Below are 21,423 nucleotides of genomic sequence, written 5' to 3' on the forward strand. Positions count from 1 at the left end.
CGGTCAGGCCGCGGCGGATCGGCCGGCCGCGCCGCGACCCGACCGCGGCGTCTCACTCAGGGTCTTTAACCCGGGGCCGGCCGCCGCGAGGGGGACCGGCGGATCCAAACGGTCGGCCGGCACGGCCGGCAGGCGCACGAGGACGATCGTGCCCACCGTTTCCTCGGAACGGATCCGAAGCGAACCGCCATGCAGCTCGACCATCGAGCGGGTGATGGCGAGGCCCAAACCCGATCCCTTGTGGCTGCGTGTCATTTGCGTCTCGACCTGGGTGAAGGGCCGGCCGAGCCGGTCGAGATCGGAGCGCGGAATGCCGATGCCGTTGTCCTCGATGTACAGATGCGTGCACGCCCCGGCACGGCGCGCGCGCACCGCGACGCGCCCGCCGGCGGGCGTGAACTTCACGGCGTTCTGCAGGAGGTTGGCGAGGATCTGCCGGATCGCCTGCGGATCGGCTAGCAGGTCCAGCCCGGACGTCACGTCGACGCTGACGGTGATCGCCTTCTCGCGGGCGGCCGGCTCGACCGGGGCGAGCGCAGCCGTGATGGCGGCCTCCGCCGAGATCGCCTTCGGGATCAGCCGCACCCGCCGGGCCTCGAGGCGGGCCATGTCGAGGATGTCGTCGATCATGGACAGCAGATGCGAGCCGCTCTCGCGGATGTCGCGGCAATATTCGGTGTAGCGCGGGGTGCCGAGCGGGCCGAGCACGGCATTCTCCATCACGTCGGCAAAGCCGATGATGGCGTTGAGCGGCGTGCGCAGTTCGTGGCTCATATTGGCCAGGAATTCGGCCTTGGCCTGGTTCGCGGCCTCGGCGACTGCCTTCTGGTCGAGATAGCGCTCGGCGAGGTCGGCGAGCTGCTGGGTCTGAAGCTCGAGGGTCCGGCGGGACCGTTTGAGGTCCTTCACGGTCTCGATCAGTTCGCGCTCGGACGCGAGGAGCTGCTCCTGATTGCGCTTCAGGCTGGTGATATCGGTCCCAACCGAGACGTAGCCCCCATCCTTGGTGCGCCGTTCGCTGATCTGCAGCCAGCGGCCATCGGTGAGTTCGGCCTCGAAGGTCCGGGCCGCCATGCTGGTCAACGCCATGCCCGCCTCGGGTGATTCCCGACGGACCTGAGGCAGCACGCCGCGACCCATCACGTCCGTGTAGCTTCGCCCGGCCTGCGCATCCTCCGGGCTCAAGGCGTGGAGGTGGCGGAACTTGGAATTGCACAGGACCAGCCGATTGCCGGTATCCCAGAGCACGAACGCCTCCGAGATCGCCTCGACGGCGTCGCGCAGGCGCATGTCGGCCGCCGCGTTGGTCTCTTCGAGGGCCCGCTGTTCGCTGATGTCGGTGGCGATGCCGACGAGGTGGCGGCCACCATCGGCGGCGTCGGCCACGACCTCGGCCCGGGCACGCAGCCAGACATAGGCCCCGTCGGCGCCGCGCATCCGGAAGGCGTGGTCGATATGCGTCTGATTGGCGGCGAGCCCCCGGGCGAGGCTGTACAGGTCGCCATCATCGGGATGGACCAAGCCGTTGACGTCGCCGAACGAGAGATACTCGTTTTGTCGCCGGTAGCCGAGCAGCGTGTACATCGAGTCGGACCAGTAGATCCGGCCCCGGGCGATGTCCCAGTCCCACAGCCCACAGGCACCCCGGCGCAGGGCGGTCTCGAGGCGACCGCGGATCTGTTCGCGGGCGCGGTCGGCCCGGGCCGCCTGACGGGTCTGCAGCCCGTAGGCCAGTCCGACGCCGACGATCACGAGGGCGGCGGCGGCGATCAGGACGATCTGGTCGCGGGTGCGGGCGCTCCAGCCACGCAGCAGCGGCTCGATGGGCTGCAGCACCGCCACCTGGCCCGCGCCGCCCGGGAGGCTGTGCATGGCGGCGAGCACGCTCTCGCCCCCGGGGAGTTCGAGGGCCATGGCGCCGGCGCGCTCGCCGAGGCCGGAGAGCGGCTCGCTGTCGCCGAGGACGGCGGCGAGCGTCGTCCGGTCGGCGGGCAGCGGGGGATGGGCGGCGAGAATGCGGGTGTCGGGGCGGACCACCAGCAGGCGGCGGCCGGGATGCCGTTCGCTCTCCGGCATCAGCGCCCGCAGGTCCTCCGCCACGGTACCGGTCGGGTCCACCGCCCGGGCGGCCAGACGGGCGAAGCCTTCGACCTCGGCCCGGGCACCAGCCAGGATCTCGGCCCGCTGGCCCTGGATGTGAAGCGCCGCGAGCCCGACGAGGCAGGCCAGGAACACCGCCAGCGTCCCCGGCACGGCGTAGCGCAGCCAGCGTTCGGCTTGGCCGAGCCGCGGATCCCGGGTCCGCATCGGCCAGGAGATCGTGAGATTCGAATCCGCACGCGCGGAGAAGGAAGCGGAAGCCGCCTCCGGCATGGCCGAACCTCACCCGTGGGAACAGCGATCCGGTACGGGCGCCCGGCCCCCGAAGGCCCCCCGAATCTGAGTGAATACAATCACCTCGGGGGGCCGTTTGTCCACGGGTTTTTTACCATAACGACTTGACGCCCGTCGGGTGTTGCGCGGCCGCCCGGGAATCAATTTCTACCGCAGGTTCAGACGCTTAGCCGTCTCCAAGGGTGCGGGCGAGGATGTCGGCCGTGTCCCGGGAAAGGCCGGGGATCGCCTTGATCCCATTCAGCATTTCGACCGCTTTGGCGCCGCGTGATTTTTCCAGCCGACGCCATGATCCGAAGGCCGTGAGGAGCCGCGCGGCAACCTGTGGGTTGGTCGAATCAAGCGCCGCGACCGTATCGGCCACGCGGGCGAAGCCCGACCCGTCCGGCCGGGCGAACTGGGTCGGGTTGCCGAACGCGAAGCTTCCGATCAGCGCCCGGACGCGGTTCGGATTGGTCATGGTGAAGGCAGGGTGCTCCTGGAGCCGGGCGATCCGGTCGAGCGTGCCGGGTTCCGGGATCTGGGCCTGGATGGCAAACCACTTGTCGAGAACGAGGGGTTCGTCGGCGTAGCGCGTTGCGAACTCCGCGAGGGCAACCTCGCGGGTCTCGCCCGGAATCAGCGCCAGGGTGCCTAGGGCGGCGAGCCGGTCGGTCATGTTGGTCGCCTCGGCCAGCCGCTCGGCGGCGCGGGCCGCGCCGGTCCGGGGATCCCCGGCGGCGATCAGGTCGAGGGCAGCGTTGCGGAGCGACCGGCGCCCCGCCGAGGCGGCGTCGGGGCTGTAAGGGACACCCGCGTCCGGCACGAGCGCCGCGTCGATCGCTTCGAGCCGCGGCCGCAGGACCTGGCCGAGACGGGTCCGCAGATCGGAACGCCCCCGGTGGATGGCGTCGGGATCGACCTCGGCCGGGACGGCGTCGGCGGCCTCGCCTTCGCTCGGCAGCGCCAGGACCAGCGCCGCGAAGGCCGGGTCGGCCAGGGCCTCGCCGTCGAGGAAGCGGCCGAGCGCCGCCGCGAAGGCCTCGGTCCGGTCGGCGTCCGGGTCGAGGATCAGCCGCAGCGCCACGTCCTGCGCGGCCTGCCAGCGATTGAAGGGGTCGCTGTCCTGTGCCAGGAGCAGCATCCGCTGCGCATCCGTCAGGCCGAGATCGAGCTTCACCGGCGCGGAGAAGTCGCGCAGGAGCGACGGGACCGGCTCCTCGGCGACGGCGTCGAACACGATCGCGGACTCCGGGCGGTCGAGCACGTAGACACCGTCCCGCACATCCGGGCAGGTGGCGCCGGTCAGTGGCCCCGTGGCCCCCACGAGGCCGAGGGCCACGGGGATGACCAGGGGTGTCTCGTCGGAGTCGGCGGTGCCGGGCAGGCTCTGAGCGAGTTGGAGGGTGTAACGCGCGGCGGCCGGATCGTAGGCGGCCGTGACGGCGAGGCGGGGCGTACCGGGGCGCTCGTACCAGCGGGCGAACGCATCGAGGTCGCGCCCCGTCACGGCCGCGAAGGCCGCGAGGAAATCCTCCACGGTGGCGGCGCGCCCGTCGTTGTCGGCGAAGTAGCGGTCCATGCCGGCCCGGAAGGCCTCGGGACCGATCAGGGTCCGCAGCATCCGGACGATCTCGGCGCCCTTGTCGTAGACGGTCGCCGTGTAGAAGTTGTTGATCTCGGCATAGGCCCGCGGCCGCACCGGATGCCGCAGCGGCCCGGCATCCTCGGGGAACTGACGCGCCCGCAGCGAGCGCACCTCGGCGATGCGATGCACCGGCCTGGAGCGCATGTCGGAGGAGAATTCCTGGTCGCGGAAGACCGTGAGACCCTCCTTCAGGCAGAGCTGGAACCAGTCCCGGCAGGTGACGCGGTTGCCGGACCAGTTGTGGAAGTACTCGTGGGCAATGATCGCCTCGATGGCGGCGTAATCGCCATCGGTGGCGGTCTCGGGGCTGGCCAGCACGTACTTGTCGTTGAAGATGTTGAGGCCCTTGTTCTCCATGGCGCCCATGTTGAAGTCGGACACCGCGACGACGTTGAACACGTCGAGGTCGTAGGCGCGGCCGAAGGCCGTCTCGTCCCAGGCCATGGAGCGGATGACGGCGTCCAGGGCGTAGCCCGCCCGGTCCTCCTTGCCGGGCTCGACGTAGACCGCGCAGCTGACGGTGCGGCCCTCCATCGTGGTGAAGGGGGTCTCGACCTTCCCGAGCCGGCCGCCCACGAGGGCGAACAGGTAGGCGGGCTTGGGGTGCGGATCGTGCCAGAGGGCGTAATGGCGGCCGGGCCCGGCATCGCCGGCCTCGACGGGATTGCCGTTGCCGAGCAGGACGGGCGCCTCGGTCCGGTCGGCCTCGATGCGCGTGGTGTAGACCGCCAGCACGTCGGGACGATCGAGGAAGTAGGTGATCCGCCGGAAGCCGTCCGCCTCGCACTGGGTGCAGTAGACCCCGTTCGAGCGGTAGAGCCCCATCAGCTTGGTGTTGGCGGTCGGATCCACCTCCGTAACGAGGCGCAGCGCGAAGGGCCGCGGAGGCGGATCGCGGAGGATGAAGCCGGACGGCGTCGCCGCGTAGACGTCGGGCGCCAGCGGCGCCCCGTCGAGTTCGGCCGAGACCAGCCGGAGATCGTCGCCGTCGAGGGTGAGCGGAGCCGCCGGCACACCGGCCGGGTTCGGCCGCAGCGTCAAGGTCGCGTCGATGCGGGTCGCGTGCGGGTCGAGACGGATGTCGAGGTCGACCCGATCGATCAGGTAGTCGCTGGGCCGGTATTCCTCGAGGCGGATCAGCGGCGGCGTCTCGGTGCGCATTCGGCTCACTCCGGGTGCGGGATGGGCCCGTTCTGGTCCCTCGGCGCGCGCGGCGCAACGATCGGAGCTGCCGAAACGGCCCCGGAGAGACAGCGCGCCGTCGGGACAGCCTTCGCGCGTCAAACCGATCCGATCACCGCGCCGCATCGCCCGGCGCTGGCGGCCGGCCGCGGCAACGGACGCGTCCGCGGTCGTCTTTTGGCGGTAGCCTCCCTCGCGCCGGACGCCGGATCGTCACGGGACGCAGGAGCGCCAGGGTCGATTTATGGCCCGTCCGGCGCGCGCGGCCTTCTCACCGCCGGGCCGGCCGCTAGCTAGCGGTGGCGATCAGCCGGAGGCGGGACGCGCGTCCCGAACAGGACGCACGATCCACCTCCGACCAGCCACAGGATAGGTCCGATGGAATACCTGCACACCATGGTCCGGGTCGCCGACCTCGACCGGGCCCTCGCCTTCTACGTCAACACGTTCGGCCTGAAGGAGGTCCGCCGCGTCGAGAACGAGAAGGGGCGCTTCACCCTCGTGTTCCTGGCCGCCCCCGGCGACGTCGAGCGGGCCACGGCCACACGATCCCCGCTCATCGAGCTGACCTACAATTGGGATCCGGAAACCTACTCGGGCGGGCGCAACTTCGGCCATCTCGCCTATCAGGTGGACGACATCTACGCCTTCTGCGCGCGGCTGCAGGAGAAGGGCGTGACCATCAACCGCCCGCCGCGCGACGGCTACATGGCCTTCGTGAAGTCGCCGGACGGCATCTCCATCGAGATCCTCCAGAAGGGCGGCGCCAAGGCGCCGCAGGAGCCGTGGACGTCCATGGAGAACACCGGCACCTGGTAGCGCGGGTCGACTCCCTTGACCCGGACGGCCCCGCGGGCGCATCTGCCCGCGGATCAGCCGGCCGGGCGGCCGCTCCGGACGCGCGAGTGTCCGGGGAGGAAAGTCCGGGCTCCATGGAGAGACGGTGCCGGATAACATCCGGCGGGGGCGACCCCAGGGACAGTGCCACAGAAAGCAGACCGCCCCGGATCCGTCCGGGGTCAGGGTGAAAGGGTGCGGTAAGAGCGCACCGCGGACGCGGCAACGCGGACGGCACGGCAAACCCCACCGGGAGCAAGACCGAATAGGGGCGGCGCGCCCTTCGCGAGAAGGGCAGGCCGGCTCTCCAGGCCAGTCGCCCGGGTTGGTTGCTCGAGGCGGTCGGCAACGACCGTCCCAGAGGAATGGCCGCCACGTCGGCGCGCGCGAGCGCTCCGGCCCTACAGAACCCGGCTTATAGGCCGGCTGATCCACATCCCGATAAGCCCTGCGTCCTCAACGCCTTATCGGCCCGGCGCCGCGCCCGCGCCGCAGCACGCCGCGCCGAAGATTCCGGTGCGGAAAAAACCTTCGGTTAACCTTGCCGGGTTCAGATCGTTCGGCGCGGCAGCGCCAAGCTTGTGCGTTGACGATCCTCCGAGGCCCATGATACCCGGCATCCTCCCGTCAACGGCGTGTATCGGATCGCCGGGCGCAACCTGCCTTCCTGCAGGTCCCGTCCGTGCGCGGCGTTTTGCGCGCTCCGCATCCGGTGCCGTTCCCGTCACGCGCGCCGCGCTCGCGCGGCCCGGCACAGGGCACCATGAGACGCACGAGCCGCTTCCGCGTCCGGATCTCCGGACCGCGCCGATCCTCCGCCGGTTCTCGCAACCCGCGTCGCGCCCCGTCGGCGAGGCGCCCGTGAGCCGGCGCCGTCCTTCTCCCGAGAGCTCGCCCCGCCACAGCGGCGCCGTCGCGCCGTCGGAACCGCACGTGCCGGTCCTCCTCGATGAAGTCGTCGAGGCGCTCGGCACCGCGGGCGGGATCGCGGTCGACGGCACGTTCGGTGCCGGCGGCTATACCCGCGCCCTCCTGGCGGCGGATCCGGACCTGCAGGTCGTCGCGATCGATCGGGACCCCACGGCGATCGCAGCCGGGCAGGCGCTCGTCGCGGAATCCGGGGGGCGCCTGCGCCTCCTGCCCGGCCGCTTCGGCGCGCTCGACACCCTCCTGGCGGAGACGGGTCTCGCGCAGGTCGACCGGGTGGTCCTCGATATCGGCGTCTCCTCGATGCAGCTCGACGTGCCGGAACGGGGCTTCTCGTTCCGGAGCGACGGGCCCCTCGACATGCGCATGGGCTGCGACGGGCCGAGCGCCGCGGACCTCGTGAACGAGGCCGACGAGACCGTGCTCGCCGACATCCTCTATCATTACGGCGAGGAGCGTCGCTCGCGCGCGGTGGCACGGACCATCTTCGAGGCGCGCCGCCGCGGCCGGATCGAGACCACGGCGCAGCTCGCGGAGCTGGTCGCCAGCGTCGTGCGCGTCGAGCCCGGCAGCCACATTCACCCGGCGACGCGGACGTTCCAGGGCCTGCGCATCGCCGTGAACGACGAACTCGGCGAATTGGTGCGGGCGCTGCACGCCGCCGAGCGCGTGCTCAGGCCGGGCGGCCGGCTCGCCGTCGTGACGTTCCATTCGCTCGAGGACCGGATCGTCAAGCAGTTCTTCGCCGCGCGGAGCGGCCGCTCCGCGCAGGGCTCTCGCCATCTCCCGGGAGCCCCGGTCGAGACCGTCCGCAGCTTCCGTCTCGTCACCAAGGGCCCGGTCCTGCCGGGCGAGGCCGAGACCGCCCGCAACCCGCGCGCCCGGTCCGCCAAGCTGCGGGCTGCGGAGCGTACCGAATCCGACATTCCCGAACCGCTGGCGGCCCTGACCGCCCTGGCGAGCCTGCCGGATGCGGCCCGCGGAGGCCATCGCCGATGATCCGCCTGCTGAACCTGCTGGCGGTGGCCGGCCTCGTCGCCTCGGCGATCTACGCCTACTCGATCAAGTACGACACGCTCTACCAGGGCGGTCAGGTCTCCAAGCTCCAGACGGCCCTGCACAAGGAACGGCAGGCGATCGCCGTGCTGCGTGCCGAGTGGCAGCTTCTGACCCGGCCCGACCGCCTCCAGGCGGCCGTCGACAAACATCTGGCTCTGGAGCCGATCGGCACCAGCCACTTGGCGCGCCTCTCGGACCTGCCCGCCCGACAGGAGCGCGGAGACGAGATCGGCCGCCTGCTCGCCGCCACGGCGACCCCCAAAGACAAGGGCACGATCGAGCCGCGAACGACCGGCGCGATCACCCGCACCGTCACCACGACCCGCACCCCGCCGACGGCTTCGAGGTAATCCCCCGTGTCCGATGACGCCGCCCAGACCCTAGAGCCGACGGTCGAGCCCGCCGTGTCGGACCACGAGGCCGCGCTTCTCGAGGCTGCCGCGCTGGCGCATGCCGCGGGCGCGCCGCGCCCTGTCGAGGAGGAGGCGCGCGAGCCGGTGCCGCCGTCGGAGCGCGCAAAGCTGCTCCTGCGGAGCATGTTCCGGCTGGCCATCGAGCGCTCGCACATGCGCGTCGCCCTGGTCGGCCTGGTCTTCGTGGGCGTGTTCGGGACGATCTCCGCCAAGCTCCTGATGATGGCGATCTTCGGGGATCCGCCCAGCCAGGAGCACCGGGTCGCGGCCGCATCCTCGACCGCCTTCCGGCCCGACATCATCGACCGGAACGGCGAGATCCTGGCCACCGACATCCGCACGGTCTCGGTCTTCGCCGAACCCGGGAACATCTACGACAAGGACGAGGCGGTGGAACTCCTCACCGCGGTCCTGCCGGAACTCAACGCCTCCGAGCTGCGCGCCAAGCTCACCCAGCGCAAGGACAAGAAGGGCGCCGGCTTCGTCTGGGTGAAGCGCGAGCTGACCCCGAAGCAGCAGGCCGAGGTCCACCGGCTCGGCATCCCGGGCATCGGCTTCCTGCCCGACCACAAGCGCGTCTACCCGAACGGCGTCGCGGCCGCCCACATCCTGGGCGCGACGAACCTCGACGGCATCGGCATCGCCGGCATGGAGAAGTACATCGACTCCACCGGCCTGCAGGCCCTCAACAGCTTCGGGCTGATCAACAAGCAGGCGGACCTGAAGCCGGTGCAGCTGTCGATCGACCTGCGCGCGCAGTTCGCCGTCCGCGACGAGCTGGCCTGGGGCATCGACCACTTCAAGGCCAAGGCCGGCGCCTCCATGATCCTCGACGTGAAGACCGGCGAGGTCATCGCGCTCGTGTCCATGCCCGATTTCGACCCGAACGATCCCAAGGATGCGCTCTCGCCGGATCGCATCAACCGCATGAATGTCGGCGTCTACGAGATGGGCTCGACCTTCAAGGCGATGACGCTCGCCATGGCGCTCGATTCCGGAAAGTACAACGTCAACTCGACCTTCGACACCCGGGGCGGCGTGCTGAACTGGGGCCGCCAGAAGATCCACGAGTACCACGGCACCAACCGCGTCATCACCATGCCGGAGGTGTTCACCCACTCCTCCAACATCGGCTCCGCCAAGATGGCGCTCGGCGTCGGCGTGCCCGGTCACAAGGCTTTCCTGAAGAAGATGGGCCTGCTCGACCGGCTGCGGACCGAGCTGCCCGAGAGCGCGGCGCCGATCGTTCCGTCCCGCTGGACCGAGATCAACACCATCACCATCGCGTTCGGCCACGGCATCGCGGTGGCGCCGATCCAGGCGGCGGCGGCGGTGGCGGCCATCGCCAACGGCGGCGACCTGATCACCCCGACCTTCCTCAAGGCGAACCCCGACGACAAGGCGCGATCCACCCACGTCCTGTCGGGCCAGACCTCCGAGGCGATGCGCTACATCATGCGGCTCAACGCCTCCGAGGGCTCGGCCAAGAAGGCCGCGGTCCCGTACTACTTCGTCGGCGGCAAGACCGGCACGGCCGAGAAGGTGATCGGCGGACGCTACATTCACAACCGCCTGTTCACGACCTTCATGGCGGCGGCGCCGATGAACGACCCGAAGTACCTGTTCGTCACGATCATGGACGAGCCGCAGGGCCTGCCGGAATCCGGCGGCTATGCCACCGCGGCCTGGAATTCCGGCGTGGTCACCGGCAAGGTGATCGAGCGCGTGGCGCCGATCCTCGGCCTGCCGCCGCAATTCGAGCCGCCGGTGAGGCCGTTCCCGCAGATGGTCAAGCTCAACGCCTACCACGTCAACCAGCTCGGCGGCCCATGAGGGTGGATTCATGAGTGCGCGGCTCGCCGACCTCTTCCCCGAGGCCACCGGCCCGGCCGCGGACCTGACCGTATCGGACCTCACGGCCGACAGCCGGCAGGTCGCCACCGGCACGGTGTTCGTGGCGGTGCCGGGCACGAAGGCCGATGGCCGGCGCTTCGCCGCGCAGGCCGCCCAGCGCGGCGCCGCCGCGGTGGCCGGGGAGGGGCCCCGCCCCGCCGACCTGCCGGACGCGGTCGCCTGGATCCCGGTCGCCGACGCGCGCCGGTCGCTCGCTCTCGCCGCGGCCCGCCTCGCCGGCGCGCAGCCCGGGACCGTGGTGGCCGTCACCGGCACCGCCGGCAAGAGTTCGGTGGCCGACTTCGTGCGCCAGATCCTGGCCCGCCTCGGCCGCGACGCCGCGAGCCTCGGCACCGTCGGAATCGTCACGAACCGCGGCGCGCAGTACGGCTCCCTGACCACCCCGGACCCGGTGACGCTGCACCGGACGCTGGCGCGTCTCGCCGCCGAGGGCGTCACCGACCTCGCCATGGAGGCCTCCTCCCACGGGATCGAGCAGCGCCGGCTCGACGGCGTGCGCCTCGACGCGGCGGGCTTCACCAATCTCGGGCGGGACCATCTCGACTACCACGCGAGCATCGAGGAGTACCTCGCGGCCAAGCTGCGCCTGTTCACAGACCTGCTGCCGCCGGGCTGCCCGGCCATCGTCAATGCCGACGGCGCCTATGCCGAGCGGGTGATCGCCGCGGCCGAAGGCGCAGGGCGTCCGGTCCGCACGGTCGGGCGGGGCGGCCGGGATCTGCACGTCGAATCCGTCCGGACCGAGGGGTTCGCGCAGGCCGCCCGGGTCCTGTTCGCCGGCCGGGCCCGGGATCTGCGCCTGCCGCTCGTCGGCGAATTCCAGGTGGAGAACGCCCTGGTGGCGGCCGGCCTCGCCCTCGCCACACCGGCGGGCGCCGCCGATCCCGACGGCGTCTTCGCCGCGCTCGACCATCTCACCGGCGTCCCCGGCCGCATGGAGCGGATCGGCGAGGCGCGGGGCGGGCTCTGCCTCGTCGACTACGCCCACAAGCCGGAGGCCCTGGAGAGCGTGCTCGCCGCGCTCCGCCCGTTCGCGTCGGGCCGGCTGATCGTGGTCTTCGGCTGCGGCGGCGACCGCGACCGGGGCAAGCGGCCGCTGATGGGCGCCATCGCGAAGCGGCTCGCCGACGTCGTCATCGTCACGGACGACAACCCGCGCACCGAGGATCCCGCCACCATCCGCCGGGCGATCCTGGACGCCGCTCCGGGCGCAGAGGAGATCGGCGACCGCTCCGAGGCGATTCACGGCGCCGTCGGCCGGCTCGGACCGGGCGATGTCCTGGTCGTGGCCGGCAAGGGCCATGAAACCGGCCAGATCGTGGGGGATCGCACGCTGCCGTTCTCGGACCATGCGGTCCTGCGTGCCGCGATTGCCGCGGCGGCCTGAGGACGACGGGGGAATCGACGATGACCGCACTCTGGACGCGGGAGGAGCTGGAATCCGCGACGGGCGGCCGACTGATCGGCCCCGCGCGCGCCATCGGCGGCGCCTCGATCGACACCCGCACGCTCCAGCCCGGCGACCTGTTCTTCGCGATCCGCGGCGATGCACGCGACGGCCACGACTTCGTTCCCGACGCCCTGGGCCGCGGGGCCGGCGCCGCGGTGGTGAGCGCGTCCCGCCTCGGGGACCTCGCGTCCCACGGTCCCGTCCTGGCGGTGCCCGAAGCGGGCGCCGACCCGGTACTCACCGCGATGGTGCGTCTCGGCGCCGCCGCCCGCGCCCGGACAGGCGCGCAGGTCGTGGCCGTCACCGGCTCGGTCGGCAAGACCGGGACCAAGGAGGCGCTGCGCCACGTCCTGGCCGAGCAGGGGGAGACCCACGCCTCGGCGGCCTCCTACAACAATCATTGGGGCGTGCCCCTGACCCTGGCGCGGATGCCGCGCTCCACGCGCTACGGCGTGTTCGAGATCGGCATGAACCACGGCGGCGAGATCGTGCCGCTGACCGCCCAGGTCCGCCCCGACATCGCGCTCATCACCACCATCGCGCCCGCCCATATCGAACACTTCGCCTCGCTCGCCGCCATCGCGGACGCCAAGGGCGAGATCTTCTCCGGGCTCCAGCCCGGCGGCGTGGCGATCGTCAACCGCGACGTCCCGCATTTCGACCGGCTCGCGGCCCACGCGCAGGCCTCCCGGGCGGGACGGGTCGTCACCTTCGGCGAGCACCCGGATTCCGACGTGCGCGCCCTGAAGATCGTGCTCCGCCCCGACCTGTCGGTGATCGACGCGGCGGTGATGGGCCAGCCCGTCACCTACAAGCTCGGCACGGCCGGACGGCACGCGGCGCTGAACTCGCTCGGCGTCATGGCGGTGGTCCACAGCCTCGGGGCCGACCTCGCCCGCGCCGCCCTGTCTCTGGGCAGCCTGACGCCGCCGGCGGGCCGCGGCGAGCGCACCGCCCTCGAGATCGGTGGCGGCACCGCCTACCTCGTGGACGAGAGCTACAACGCCAACCCCGTCGCGGTCCGCGCGGCGCTGGCGACGCTCGCCGGGATCGAGACCGGACCCCGCGGACGCCGGATCGCGGTGCTGGGCGACATGCTGGAACTCGGCGCCGCCGCGCCCGACCTGCACCGCGGCCTCGCGGAGGCGATCGAGGCGGCACGGATCGACCTCGTCTTCACGGCCGGTCCGCTGATGCGCCACCTGTTCGAGGCCCTGCCGGTGAGCCGCCGCGGCGCCGTGACCGACACCGCCGCCGACCTGCTCGAGCCGCTCGCCCGGAATCTCAGATCCGGCGACGTCGTCATGGTAAAGGGATCGAACGGCAGCCGCATGGGCCGGATTGTCGAGGCGCTGAAAGCCCGCTACGCGGTCGATCCGACCCGGCGGACCCAGGCCGTCCCGTGACCGGCACGTCCGCGCGTTCGGCGCAGCCGGCGCCGCTCCCCGAAACCTGAGCCTGAACAAGGGGGCCGAGCGCCCGGATGCTGTACCTTCTCTCGGACCTGAGCAGCGCCTTCACGCCGCTCAACGTGTTCCGCTACATCACCTTCCGCACCGGCGGCGCGCTGTTCACCGCGGGCCTGTTCGTGTTCTGGTTCGGCCCCTGGATCATCTCGCTGCTGCGGATCCGCCAGGGCAAGGGTCAGCCGATCCGCGAGGACGGGCCGCAGACCCATCTGCTGACCAAGCGCGGCACGCCGACCATGGGCGGCCTGATGATCCTGGCCGGCGCCGTCGTGGCGATCCTGCTCTGGGCCAACCCGCGCAACCACTATGTCTGGGTGACGCTGACCGTCACGCTCGGCTTCGGTGCGATCGGCTTCTACGACGATTACCTCAAGGTCACGAAGCAGTCGCACAAGGGGTTCTCGGGCAAGTTCCGCCTCGCCCTGGAGGCCGTGATCGCCATGGCGGCCTGCTTCACCGTCGCGGTCTATTCCCCCGCCGCCCTCCAGAACCAGCTCGCCTTCCCGGTGTTCAAGGACGCCCTCCTCAATCTCGGCTGGTTCTACCCGCTGTTCGGCGCCTTCGTGATCGTCGGAGCAGGCAATTCCGTGAACATGACCGACGGCCTCGATGGCCTGGCGATCGTGCCGGTGATGATCGCCTGCGGCACCTTCGGGTTCATCGCCTATCTCGTCGGCAACTCGTTCACCGCCAGCTATCTGCAGGTGAACTACGTCCGCGACACGGGCGAACTGGCCGTGGTCTGCGGCGCGGTGATCGGTGCCGGTCTCGGCTTCCTCTGGTTCAACGCGCCGCCGGCCCAGATCTTCATGGGTGACACCGGCTCCCTGGCGCTGGGCGGCCTGCTGGGCTCCATCGCGGTGGCGACGAAGCACGAGATCGTCCTGGCCATCGTCGGCGGGCTGTTTGTCCTGGAGATGATGTCGGTGATCATCCAGGTTGCCTCGTTCAAGCTCACGGGCAAGCGCGTCTTCCGCATGGCGCCGATCCACCACCATTTCGAGCAAAAGGGCTGGAAGGAGCCGCAGGTGGTGATCCGCTTCTGGATCATCGCGGTGATCCTGGCGATGGCCGGTCTGGCGACGCTGAAGCTGCGCTGAAAAACTGTGCTAGAGGGGCGATGAAAGTGGGCGATCCCACGCTCGCCCTCATCCTGAGGTGCTGCGCAGCAGCCTCGAAGGAGCCCTCCAGCCGGCCACGCGATCCCTGGAGCCCTTCGAGACCTCCGCCGCGCGCCGGCACGACGGGATGAGACGGCGGGCGGGATCGGCCGGGTTCGGCTGCCGCATCCAGAGTTCCGCATGACCCCCGTCACCGTCTTCCAGGAAAAGACCGTCGCCCTGTTCGGACTCGGCGGCTCCGGACTTGCCACGGCCCTGGCGTTGAAGGCCGGCGGCGCGGGGGTGCAGGCCTGGGACGACAATGCCGACAGCCTCGCGCGGGCGCGGGAGGCCGGGATCGAGACGCGGGACCTGCGCGAGGCCGACTGGTCCGGCTTCGCCGCCCTCGTGCTCAGCCCGGGCGTGCCGCTGACCCATCCCGAGCCGCACTGGAGCGTCAGGCTCGCCCGGGACGCGGGCGTCGCGATCATCGGCGACATCGAGCTGTTCTGCCGGGAGCGGCGGGCCCAGGCGGCGGGGGCGCCGTTCGTGGCGATCACCGGGACCAACGGCAAGTCGACCACCACGGCGCTGATCGCCCATGTCCTCGCCCAGGCGGGCCGCGACGTTCAGATGGGCGGCAATATCGGCACCGCGATCCTGTCGCTGGAGCCCCCCGCGGCGGACCGCGTCCACGTGATCGAGATGTCGTCGTTCCAGATCGACCTGACGCCGAGCCTCGACCCGAGCGTCGGCGTGCTGATGAATATCACCCCCGACCATCTCGACCGCCACGGCACCATGGAGCAGTACGCGGCCATCAAGGAGCGCCTGATCCAGGGCGCCGGCCTCGCGGTGGTCGGCATCGACGACGCGCCGAGCCGGGCGATCGCCGACCGGCGCGGCGCCGACCTCGTGCGCGTCCACGTGCCCCACGGCGACGTGCTGTGCACCGACGCGCTGACGGTGCGCGAGGGGATCGTCCGCGACGTCGACGGCACGGCGCTCGCGGACGTCAATGGGATCGGCTCCCTCCGGGGGGCACATAACTGGCAGAATGCAGGCGTTGCGGTGGCGGTGGCGCGGGCCCTCGGCCTGTCGCCGGAGCAGATCCAGGCGGGTCTGACGTCCTTTCCGGGCCTGCCGCACCGGATGGAGGAGGTGGGACGGCGCGGCCACGTCCTGTTCGTCAACGATTCCAAGGCGACCAACGCCGATTCCACCGAGAAGGCGCTCACCGCCTTCCGGGACATCCACTGGATCCTCGGCGGCAAGGCCAAGGAGGGCGGCATCTTCCCGCTGGTGCCGTATTTCGAGCGGGTCGCCCACGCCTACCTGATTGGCGCCGCCTCGGATGCCTTCGCGGCGACCCTGGAGGGCGCAGTGCCCTACACCCGCTGCGAGACGCTCGAGAACGCCGTCCCGAAGGCTGCCGAGAACGCCGCCGCCTCGGGCGCGCCGGAGCCGGTGGTGCTGCTGTCGCCGGCCTGCGCGTCCTACGACCAGTTCCGGAACTTCGAGATCCGCGGCAACCGCTTCCGCGAGCTGGTCCAGGCGCTGCCCTGAGGGTGCGCCGCTCTCAGCGCGCGAGAACCTTGGCGGCGTCGCGGGTGGTGCCGACCGCCTGCGAGACGTTGGCCACCGACTGGACGATCGCCCCGATATTGCCGGTGATGGCCGTGACGGCGCCCGCGGCGCTCTGCATGTTCTCGGCGAGGTCCCGGGTCACGGTGCTCTGCTCCTCGATGGCGGCCGCGGTGGCCACCACGGTCTCGCGCATCACCGAGACCGAGGATCCGATCGAACTGAGCGCCTGCACGACCTCCTGCGAGACGCGCTGCACGCTGGCGATCTCGCCGTTGATCTGGCCGGTGGCGCGCGCCGCCTGATCGGCCAGCGCCTTCACCTCCGAGGCCACGACCGCGAAGCCGCGGCCCGCCGCCCCCGCCCGGGCGGCCTCGATGGTGGCGTTCAGCGCCAGCAGGTTGATCTGGCCGGCGATATCCCGGATCAGGCCGACGATGCCGGTCATCGCGGTGGCGGTCTCGGCGAGGCGCTTGGTGTGGCCATCCGCGTCCTGGACGCAGGCATAGGCGGTGTCGGTGGCGCCCTGGGAGCGCACGATGCTCTGGGACATCTCCGCCACCGACGCCGCGAGTTCCTCGGCCGCGGCCGCGACGGTCTGGACGTTGCCGGCGGTGGAATCCGCCGCCGACGAGGCCAGCGCGGCCGCCTTCGTCGAATGCGTCACCGCCTGCTCGATCTCGCCGAAATTCTGGTCGATGAGCGTCCGGAGATTGGCGAGCAGCCGGACCTGATCGCTGATGTCGGTGGCGAACTTCACCACCTTGTAGGGGCGTCCGGCGGCATCGAGGATCGGGTTGTAGGAGGCCTGGATCCAGACCTCGCGGCCGTCCTTGCCGATCCGCCGGAACTGGGCGGCCTGATAGGTTCCGTTCCGCAGGGCCGCCCAGAAGGCCCGGTACCCCTCGCTCTCGCGGTGGGCGGGGTCCACGAACAGGCTGTGATGCTGCCCGATCACCTCGTCGCGGGTGTAGCCCATCGCGGTCAGGAAATTGTCGTTGACCGCCGTCACCGTGCCGTCGAGATCGAAGGCGATGACCGCCTGCACCTTGTCGATCGCGGCGATCTGGCCGGCGCGGTCGGCCTCCTCGGTCCGCTGCTGCGTGATGTCGGTGGCGAACTTCACCACCTTGTAGGGGCGGCCGCGGACGTCGAGCATCGGATTGTACGAGGCCTGGATCCAGATCGGCCGGCCGCCGCGGCCGACCCGCTGAAATTGACCGGATTCGAATGCGCCGGACCGAAGGCGTTCCCAGAAGGCCCGGTAGTCCGGCGCGTCCCGCTGGGCCGGATCCATGAACAGGCTGTGGTGCTGCCCGACGATCTCGGGCAGCGTGTACCCGACGACGTCGAGGAAATTGCGGTTCGCCGAGAGGATCCGCCCGGCCAGATCGAACTCGATCACGCCCTGAACCCGGTCGAGGGCCGCGAGCTTGGCATGCGCTTCACGGACGTTCAGGGCAGAAAACATGGCGCGTCGGCTTCCTCTGGGCGGGCCAGGCGCAGCGCGCCTCGACCCGCCGGGGGTACACCTGAAAGTTGCAATGGGAAGATTAACATAGGGTGTCTTTATACCAGTATAAAACCGGTCGAATACAGCACTCCACCGCAGGCCGGTTTCGCGGCGGCCGAAAGCCCACGCGGCGACCATAAGGCTCCGTTTACCATTCCTGCACAGGATCAGGCCCGACCCGCGCGGATCGGCATCCGCGCGGCCTGGAGTCGTTGCCCGGCATGATGTCACGCGCGGAACGCACGCCCCTGACGGACTGGTGGTGGACCGTGGACCGCGGTCTGCTCGCGGCCCTGTTCGCGCTGATGATCGCGGGTCTGGTCTTCCTGATGGGCGGCGGCCCCCCGGTGGCCGAACGCATCGGCCTCCCGACCTTCTACTTCCTCAACCGGCAGGCGATGTACCTCGCGCCGACCATCCTGCTGATCTGCGCGGTGTCGTTCCTGTCGCTGCGCGGCATCCGGCGGCTCGCGCTGGTCACCTGGGTCTGCGGCGTCGTCCTGTGCCTGCTCGCCGGCAAGTTCGGGCCCGAGATCAAGGGCGCGCACCGCTGGATCCAGTTCGGCTCCTTCGGCCTGCAGCCCTCGGAGTTCGTGAAGCCCGCCTTCGTGGTCGTCGCCGCCTGGGCCTTCTCGGAAGGCGCCCAGCGCCGCGACATGCCGGGCGGGATCCTCGCCCTGCTGCTGCTGCCGATCACCATCGTGCCGCTGCTGCTCCAGCCCGATTTCGGCCAGACCATGCTGATTACCATGGTGTGGTGCGCGCTGTTCTTCGTGGCCGGCCTCCACCTGATCTGGGTGGCCGTCCTCGGCGTGCTGGGCCTCGGAGGCGTGTTCGCTGCCTATCTGTTCTTCCATCACGTGCGTGAGCGCTTCAACAAGTTCCTCGACCGGGATTCCGGCGGCGGCTTCCAGGATTTCTGGTCGCGGGAATCCTTCCGCTCGGGCGGCTGGTTCGGCACCGGACCGGGGGAGGGCGTGGCCAAGCGCCACCTGCCCGACGCGCATACCGACTTCATCTTCTCGGTCACCGGCGAGGAGTTCGGCGTGATCGTCTGCCTGTGCCTCGTGGCCCTGTTCGCCTTCATCGTCCTGCGCGGCCTCAAGCTCGCCCGCCGCACCGACGACACCTTCTCGCGGCTAGCGATCACCGGCCTGACCACGCTGTTCGGCCTCCAGGCCTGCATCAATATGGCGGTGAACACCCAGCTGATGCCCGCCAAGGGTATGACGCTGCCCTTCGTCTCCTACGGCGGCTCCTCGCTGATCTCGCTGGCGCTCGGCACCGGCTTCCTCGTCGCCCTGACCCGCAAGCGTCCCCGCACCGTGATGCTCAGCCAGAAGCCCCCCGGCACCGCGCCCGCCACCGTCGCCGGAGTGATGCGGTGACGGTCTTCACCCCCACGATCCTGCTCTGCGCGGGCGGCACCGGCGGACACCTTTTCCCGGCCGAGAGCCTCGCCCACGCGCTGCGCGCCCGCGGCATCCGGGTGGCCCTCGCCACCGACGCCCGGGTCGATGCCATCGCGTCCGAGTTCCCGGCCTCCGAGGTCGTCACCATCGCCTCGGCGACGCCGTCCGGCCGCTCGCCGCTGAAGCGGGCCGGCGCCGTGCTGACGCTCGGCCGCGGCTTCGGCGTGGCCGCGAAGGAGATCCGACGGATCAACCCGGCCGCCATCGTGGGCTTCGGGGGCTATCCGACCGTCCCGCCGGTGCTGGCCGGCCAGATCCTGCGCGTGCCGACGATCCTGCACGAGCAGAATGCCGTGATGGGCCGGGCCAACGCCTTCCTGGCGCGGGGCGCCCGCACCATCGCCACCGGCTTCAAGGACGTGCGCGGCGTGCCCGAGAAGGCCAAAGCCCCGCGGATCCACACCGGCAACCCGCTTCGCCCGGCGGTGATCGAGGCGGCGAAGATCCCGTATCCCCCCTTCGGTCCGGATGACGCCCTGCGGCTCCTGGTCTTCGGCGGCAGCCAGGGCGCCCGGGTCATGGGCGAGGTCGTGCCCGAGGCGATCGCCCGTCTGCCCGCCGCGCTGCGCGCCCGGCTGCACCTCGTCCAGCAGGTCCGGCCCGAGGACCTGACGGCGGTGCAGAACCGCTACCTCGCCATGGGGCTTGCGGGGATCGAGGCGGCGCCGTTCTTCAAGGACCTGCCGGCCCGCATGGCCGCGAGCCACCTCGTGGTCTCGCGCTCGGGCGCCTCGACGGTCTCCGAACTGGCGGCGATCGGCCGCCCGGCGATCCTGGTCCCGCTGCCCGGCTCGCTGGATCAGGACCAGGCTGCCAACGCCGCGACCCTCGACGCGATCGGCGCGGCGCTGGCGGTGAAACAGTCGGATTTCACGCCCGAGCGCCTCGCCGCGGACCTCACGGCCTGCTTCGAGACGCCGGCAAAATTGACCGCAGCGGCCGATGCGGCCAGAAGCGCGGGCATCCATGACGCCGCCGAGAGGCTGGCCGAGGTCGTCGTCGAGACGGCCGCCCGCACCTGATCCTCCCGGGATTCCGCACCGGCGATCCCGACACCAGACGGTTCGACCCATGAAGCTGCCCGACAAGCTCGGACCCATCCACTTCATCGGCATCGGCGGTATCGGCATGTCCGGCATCGCCGAGGTGATGCACAACCTCGGCTACACGGTGCAGGGGTCGGACGCCTCGGACAACACCAATGTCCGCCGTCTCGCCGAGAAGGGCATGCGCACCTTCGTGGGCCACGACGCCCAGAACGTCGAGGAGGCGGCCCTGGTCGTCGTCTCCACGGCGATCCAGCGCGACAATCCCGAGCTGCAAGCCGCCCGGGAGCGCCGTCTGCCGGTGGTGCGCCGGGCCGAGATGCTGGCGGAGCTGATGCGCTTCAAGTCCTGCGTGGCCATCGCAGGCACGCACGGCAAGACCACGACCACGTCGCTGGTCGCGACGCTGCTGCTGGCCGGCAACCTCGACCCGACGGTGATCAACGGCGGCATCATCAACGCCTTCGGCACCAATGCCCGCATGGGCGAGGGCGACTGGATGGTGGTGGAGGCCGACGAGTCCGACGGCACCTTCCTGAAGCTGCCGGCGGACGTCGCCATCGTCACCAACATCGACCCCGAGCATCTCGATCATTTCGGCTCGTTCGATGCCGTGAAGGACGCGTTCCGGCGGTTCATCGACAACATCCCGTTCTACGGCTTCGCGGTGATGTGCATCGACCATCCGGTGGTGCAGGATCTCGTCGGCCATATCGAGGACCGGCGGATCATCACCTACGGCGAGAACCCGCAGGCGGACGTGCGCCTGATCGACGTGGACCTGCGCGGCGGCCAGAGCCGCTTCCGGGTGATGATCCGCGACCGCCGCCCCGGCTACCGGATGGAGATGGAGGACCTGGTCCTGCCGATGCCGGGCAAGCACAACGCGCTCAACGCCACCGCGGCGCTCGCCGTGGCGCACGAGCTCGGCGTGAAGCCCGACGCGATCCGCCAGGCGCTCGCCGGCTTCGGCGGCGTCAAGCGGCGCTTCACCCGCACCGGCGAGTGGAACGGCGCGACGATCTTCGACGATTACGGACACCATCCGGTGGAGATCAAGGCGGTGCTCAAGGCCGCGCGCGCCTCGACCGAGCACGGCGTGATCGCCGTGGTGCAGCCACACCGCTATACCCGGCTGCAATCGCTCTTCGACGATTTCTGCACCTGCTTCAACGATGCCGACACGGTGATCGTGGCGCCGGTCTACGCGGCCGGCGAGACGCCGATCGAGGGCTTCGACCGCGACAGCCTCGTGGCGGGCCTGCGCTCCCGCGGCCACCGCGACGCCCGGGCGCTGGAGCGGCCTGAGGAACTTTCGGGGATCATCGCGGAGCTCGCCAAGCCGGGCGACTACGTGGTGTGCCTCGGGGCCGGTACGATCACCCAATGGGCCTACGCGCTGCCGGGCGAATTGGCCGCGCGGGGACGGTAAGGGG

14 protein-coding genes and 1 other RNA gene are annotated in these 21,423 nt (G+C 70.7%); 12 read left to right on the forward strand and 3 right to left on the reverse strand.

Features of this window, described 5'->3' with window-relative positions:
• Positions 1-3: 3 nt before the first annotated feature.
• Together A3862_RS19300 and pepN are read right to left on the reverse strand one after the other, a co-directional pair.
• Entirely contained in the window at positions 4-2,373 is a 2,370-nt protein-coding gene (locus tag A3862_RS19300) for a PAS domain-containing sensor histidine kinase (protein ID WP_043384266.1), read from the reverse strand.
• Between the two features lie 187 nt (positions 2,374-2,560).
• Positions 2,561-5,182 (reverse strand): aminopeptidase N, encoded by a 2,622-nt coding sequence (gene pepN / locus A3862_RS19305; protein ID WP_043757608.1) that lies wholly within the window; start codon positions 5,180-5,182, stop codon positions 2,561-2,563.
• Between the two features lie 399 nt (positions 5,183-5,581).
• Here pepN and A3862_RS19310 point away from each other — a divergent pair, with 399 nt between their 5' ends.
• From A3862_RS19310 to murD, 9 genes are all read left to right on the forward strand, one after another.
• Positions 5,582-6,022, forward strand: coding sequence for a VOC family protein (locus A3862_RS19310; protein ID WP_043757605.1), 441 nt, complete (start codon positions 5,582-5,584; stop codon positions 6,020-6,022).
• Between the two features lie 53 nt (positions 6,023-6,075).
• Positions 6,076-6,474, forward strand: an RNA gene (gene rnpB / locus A3862_RS19315) — RNase P RNA component class A.
• Positions 6,475-6,973: 499 nt separating this feature from the next.
• On the forward strand, positions 6,974-7,966 hold the full coding sequence (rsmH, locus tag A3862_RS19320; protein WP_043757603.1) for a 16S rRNA (cytosine(1402)-N(4))-methyltransferase RsmH: 993 nt from the start codon (positions 6,974-6,976) through the stop codon (positions 7,964-7,966).
• Complete coding sequence (gene ftsL / locus A3862_RS19325) at positions 7,963-8,376, forward strand: cell division protein FtsL (protein WP_043384256.1); 414 nt, start codon at positions 7,963-7,965, stop codon at positions 8,374-8,376. Before rsmH ends, ftsL begins: the two co-directional genes overlap by 4 nt.
• A gap of 54 nt (positions 8,377-8,430) precedes the next feature.
• The gene (locus A3862_RS19330; RefSeq protein WP_420845385.1) at positions 8,431-10,272 is read left to right on the forward strand and encodes a peptidoglycan D,D-transpeptidase FtsI family protein; all 1,842 of its coding nucleotides are present in this window, start codon (positions 8,431-8,433) and stop codon (positions 10,270-10,272) included.
• 10 nt (positions 10,273-10,282) lie between these two features.
• Positions 10,283-11,740 (forward strand): UDP-N-acetylmuramoyl-L-alanyl-D-glutamate--2,6-diaminopimelate ligase, encoded by a 1,458-nt coding sequence (locus A3862_RS19335; RefSeq protein ID WP_043757600.1) that lies wholly within the window; start codon positions 10,283-10,285, stop codon positions 11,738-11,740.
• 20 nt (positions 11,741-11,760) lie between these two features.
• The gene (locus tag A3862_RS19340; protein WP_043757598.1) at positions 11,761-13,209 is read left to right on the forward strand and encodes a UDP-N-acetylmuramoylalanyl-D-glutamyl-2,6-diaminopimelate--D-alanyl-D-alanine ligase; all 1,449 of its coding nucleotides are present in this window, start codon (positions 11,761-11,763) and stop codon (positions 13,207-13,209) included.
• 77 nt (positions 13,210-13,286) lie between these two features.
• Entirely contained in the window at positions 13,287-14,372 is a 1,086-nt protein-coding gene (mraY, locus tag A3862_RS19345; RefSeq protein ID WP_043356717.1) for a phospho-N-acetylmuramoyl-pentapeptide-transferase, read from the forward strand.
• A gap of 201 nt (positions 14,373-14,573) precedes the next feature.
• Positions 14,574-15,938: a UDP-N-acetylmuramoyl-L-alanine--D-glutamate ligase gene (gene murD, locus A3862_RS19350; protein WP_043384245.1), complete on the forward strand. Its 1,365-nt coding sequence runs from the start codon at positions 14,574-14,576 to the stop codon at positions 15,936-15,938.
• Positions 15,939-15,951: 13 nt separating this feature from the next.
• Here the strand turns inward: murD and A3862_RS19355 are convergent, their stop codons facing one another.
• Entirely contained in the window at positions 15,952-17,427 is a 1,476-nt protein-coding gene (locus tag A3862_RS19355; RefSeq protein WP_043384241.1) for a methyl-accepting chemotaxis protein, read from the reverse strand.
• A gap of 263 nt (positions 17,428-17,690) precedes the next feature.
• On the opposite strand from A3862_RS19355, the gene A3862_RS19360 reads away from it, so the two are divergent.
• The 3 genes from A3862_RS19360 to murC are packed head-to-tail and all read left to right on the forward strand — an operon-like array spanning position 17,691 to position 21,419.
• The gene (locus A3862_RS19360) at positions 17,691-18,857 is read left to right on the forward strand and encodes an FtsW/RodA/SpoVE family cell cycle protein (RefSeq protein WP_043356321.1); all 1,167 of its coding nucleotides are present in this window, start codon (positions 17,691-17,693) and stop codon (positions 18,855-18,857) included.
• The gene (gene murG, locus A3862_RS19365) at positions 18,854-19,963 is read left to right on the forward strand and encodes an undecaprenyldiphospho-muramoylpentapeptide beta-N-acetylglucosaminyltransferase (RefSeq protein ID WP_043757595.1); all 1,110 of its coding nucleotides are present in this window, start codon (positions 18,854-18,856) and stop codon (positions 19,961-19,963) included. The genes A3862_RS19360 and murG overlap by 4 nt, the downstream gene beginning before the upstream one ends.
• Positions 19,964-20,012: 49 nt before the next feature.
• Positions 20,013-21,419, forward strand: coding sequence for a UDP-N-acetylmuramate--L-alanine ligase (murC, locus tag A3862_RS19370; RefSeq protein ID WP_043356325.1), 1,407 nt, complete (start codon positions 20,013-20,015; stop codon positions 21,417-21,419).
• The last annotated feature ends 4 nt before the right edge of the window (positions 21,420-21,423 follow it).

Origin of the sequence: Methylobacterium sp. XJLW, from assembly GCF_003254375.1 — a bacterium.
Classification (GTDB): Bacteria; Pseudomonadota; Alphaproteobacteria; order Rhizobiales; family Beijerinckiaceae; genus Methylobacterium; species Methylobacterium fujisawaense.

Coding starts and splice junctions, on each gene's coding strand:
- murC (WP_043356325.1), top strand. CDS start 20,013: ATGAAGCTGCCCGACAAGCTCGGACCCATCCACTTCATCGGCATCGGC.
- A3862_RS19355 (WP_043384241.1), bottom strand. CDS start 17,427: ATGTTTTCTGCCCTGAACGTCCGTGAAGCGCATGCCAAGCTCGCGGCC.
- ftsL (WP_043384256.1), top strand. CDS start 7,963: ATGATCCGCCTGCTGAACCTGCTGGCGGTGGCCGGCCTCGTCGCCTCG.
- A3862_RS19300 (WP_043384266.1), bottom strand. CDS start 2,373: ATGCCGGAGGCGGCTTCCGCTTCCTTCTCCGCGCGTGCGGATTCGAAT.
- mraY (WP_043356717.1), top strand. CDS start 13,287: ATGCTGTACCTTCTCTCGGACCTGAGCAGCGCCTTCACGCCGCTCAAC.
- pepN (WP_043757608.1), bottom strand. CDS start 5,182: ATGCGCACCGAGACGCCGCCGCTGATCCGCCTCGAGGAATACCGGCCC.
- A3862_RS19335 (WP_043757600.1), top strand. CDS start 10,283: ATGAGTGCGCGGCTCGCCGACCTCTTCCCCGAGGCCACCGGCCCGGCC.
- murD (WP_043384245.1), top strand. CDS start 14,574: ATGACCCCCGTCACCGTCTTCCAGGAAAAGACCGTCGCCCTGTTCGGA.
- A3862_RS19360 (WP_043356321.1), top strand. CDS start 17,691: ATGATGTCACGCGCGGAACGCACGCCCCTGACGGACTGGTGGTGGACC.
- A3862_RS19310 (WP_043757605.1), top strand. CDS start 5,582: ATGGAATACCTGCACACCATGGTCCGGGTCGCCGACCTCGACCGGGCC.
- A3862_RS19340 (WP_043757598.1), top strand. CDS start 11,761: ATGACCGCACTCTGGACGCGGGAGGAGCTGGAATCCGCGACGGGCGGC.